At 51.3% G+C, this 2,792-nt stretch carries 1 rRNA gene; it reads right to left on the bottom strand.

Annotation, left to right across the window (positions count from 1 at the left end):
- Positions 1–2,780 (bottom strand): 23S ribosomal RNA (locus OH460_RS27235); the annotation flags it as partial.
- Positions 2,781–2,792: the final 12 nt, after the last annotated feature.

Genomic DNA, 2,792 nt, shown 5'->3' with positions numbered 1-2,792 from the left:
GTCAGGGAAAACTCATCTCAGGGCTCGCTTCCCGCTTAGATGCTTTCAGCGGTTATCGATTCCGAACTTAGCTACCGGGCAATGCCATTGGCATGACAACCCGAACACCAGAGGTTCGTCCACTCCGGTCCTCTCGTACTAGGAGCAGCCCCCTTCAATTTTCCAACGCCCACGGCAGATAGGGACCGAACTGTCTCACGACGTTCTAAACCCAGCTCGCGTACCACTTTAAATGGCGAACAGCCATACCCTTGGGACCGACTTCAGCCCCAGGATGTGATGAGCCGACATCGAGGTGCCAAACACCGCCGTCGATATGAACTCTTGGGCGGTATCAGCCTGTTATCCCCGGAGTACCTTTTATCCGTTGAGCGATGGCCCTTCCATTCAGAACCACCGGATCACTATGACCTGCTTTCGCACCTGCTCGAATTGTCATTCTCGCAGTCAAGCGGGCTTATGCCATTGCACTAACCACACGATGTCCAACCGTGTTTAGCCCACCTTCGTGCTCCTCCGTTACTCTTTGGGAGGAGACCGCCCCAGTCAAACTACCCACCAGGCACTGTCCGTAATCCCGATTCAGGGACCAACGTTAGAACATCAAAACTACAAGGGTGGTATTTCAAGGACGACTCCACCACATCTAGCGACGCGGTTTCAAAGTCTCCCACCTATCCTACACATGTAGGTTCAATGTTCAGTGCCAAGCTGTAGTAAAGGTTCACGGGGTCTTTCCGTCTAGCCGCGGGTACACTGCATCTTCACAGCGATTTCAATTTCACTGAGTCTCGGGTGGAGACAGCGTGGCCATCATTACGCCATTCGTGCAGGTCGGAACTTACCCGACAAGGAATTTCGCTACCTTAGGACCGTTATAGTTACGGCCGCCGTTTACCGGGGCTTCGATCAAGAGCTTCGACCGAAGTCTAACCCCATCAATTAACCTTCCGGCACCGGGCAGGCGTCACACCGTATACGTCATCTTACGATTTTGCACAGTGCTGTGTTTTTAATAAACAGTTGCAGCCACCTGGTATCTGCGACTCTCGTCTGCTCCATCCGCAAGGGACTTCACTGATAAGAGCGTACCTTCTCCCGAAGTTACGGTACCATTTTGCCTAGTTCCTTCACCCGAGTTCTCTCAAGCGCCTTGGTATTCTCTACCCGACCACCTGTGTCGGTTTGGGGTACGATTCCTTACAATCTGAAGCTTAGAGGCTTTTCCTGGAAGCATGGCATCAATGACTTCACTACCGTAGTAGCTCGACATCGTATCTCAGCGTTAAGAAGAACCGGATTTACCTAATTCTTCCGCCTACGTACTTGAACCTGGACAACCGTCGCCAGGCCCACCTAGCCTTCTCCGTCCCCCCATCGCAATTGTAAGAAGTACGGGAATATTAACCCGTTTCCCATCGACTACGCCTTTCGGCCTCGCCTTAGGGGTCGACTTACCCTGCCCCGATTAACGTTGGACAGGAACCCTTGGTCTTCCGGCGAGGGAGTTTTTCACTCCCTTTATCGTTACTCATGTCAGCATTCGCACTTCTGATACCTCCAGCAGCCCTTACAGACCACCTTCAACGGCTTACAGAACGCTCCCCTACCCCACGCACATAAGTGCGTAGCCGCAGCTTCGGTGTATAGCTTAGCCCCGTTACATCTTCCGCGCAGGCCGACTCGACCAGTGAGCTATTACGCTTTCTTTAAATGATGGCTGCTTCTAAGCCAACATCCTGGCTGTCTGAGCCTTCCCACATCGTTTCCCACTTAGCTATACTTTGGGACCTTAGCTGGCGGTCTGGGTTGTTTCCCTCTCCACGACGGACGTTAGCACCCGCCGTGTGTCTCCCGGATAGTACTTACTGGTATTCGGAGTTTGCAAAGGGTTGGTAAGTCGGGATGACCCCCTAGCCTTAACAGTGCTCTACCCCCAGTAGTATTCGTCCGAGGCGCTACCTAAATAGCTTTCGGGGAGAACCAGCTATCTCCAGGTTTGATTGGCCTTTCACCCCTAGCCACAAGTCATCCGCTAATTTTTCAACATTAGTCGGTTCGGTCCTCCAGTTGATGTTACTCAACCTTCAACCTGCCCATGGCTAGATCACCTGGTTTCGGGTCTAATCCTAGCAACTGTACGCCCAGTTAAGACTCGGTTTCCCTACGGCTCCCCTAAACGGTTAACCTTGCTACTAAAATTAAGTCGCTGACCCATTATACAAAAGGTACGCAGTCACACCACGAAGGTGCTCCTACTGCTTGTACGTACACGGTTTCAGGTTCTATTTCACTCCCCTCACAGGGGTTCTTTTCGCCTTTCCCTCACGGTACTGGTTCACTATCGGTCAGTCAGTAGTATTTAGCCTTGGAGGATGGTCCCCCCATATTCAGACAGGATATCACGTGTCCCGCCCTACTCGTTTTCACTGATGATGAGATGTCGACTACGGGGCTATCACCCTTTATTGCGGCACTTTCCAGAGCCTTCGTCTGTCTCATTAAAAGCTTAAGGGCTAATCCAATTTCGCTCGCCGCTACTTTCGGAATCTCGGTTGATTTCTCTTCCTCGGGGTACTTAGATGTTTCAGTTCCCCCGGTTTGCCTCTTGTTGCTATGTATTCACAACAAGATACTTACTTATGTAAGTGGGTTTCCCCATTCGGAAATCCCAGACTCAAATGACTTTTACTGTCTAATCTGGGCTTATCGCAAGTTAATACGTCCTTCATCGCCTCTGACTGCCAAGGCATCCACCGTGTACGCTTAGTCACTTAACCATACAACCCGAA

Origin of the sequence: Vibrio sp. Makdt, from assembly GCF_027587015.1 — a bacterium.
Classification (GTDB): domain Bacteria; phylum Pseudomonadota; class Gammaproteobacteria; order Enterobacterales; family Vibrionaceae; genus Vibrio; species Vibrio chagasii_B.
Note: the sequence above shows the minus strand (reverse complement) of the source record. Positions and strands in the feature narration are given on the sequence as shown.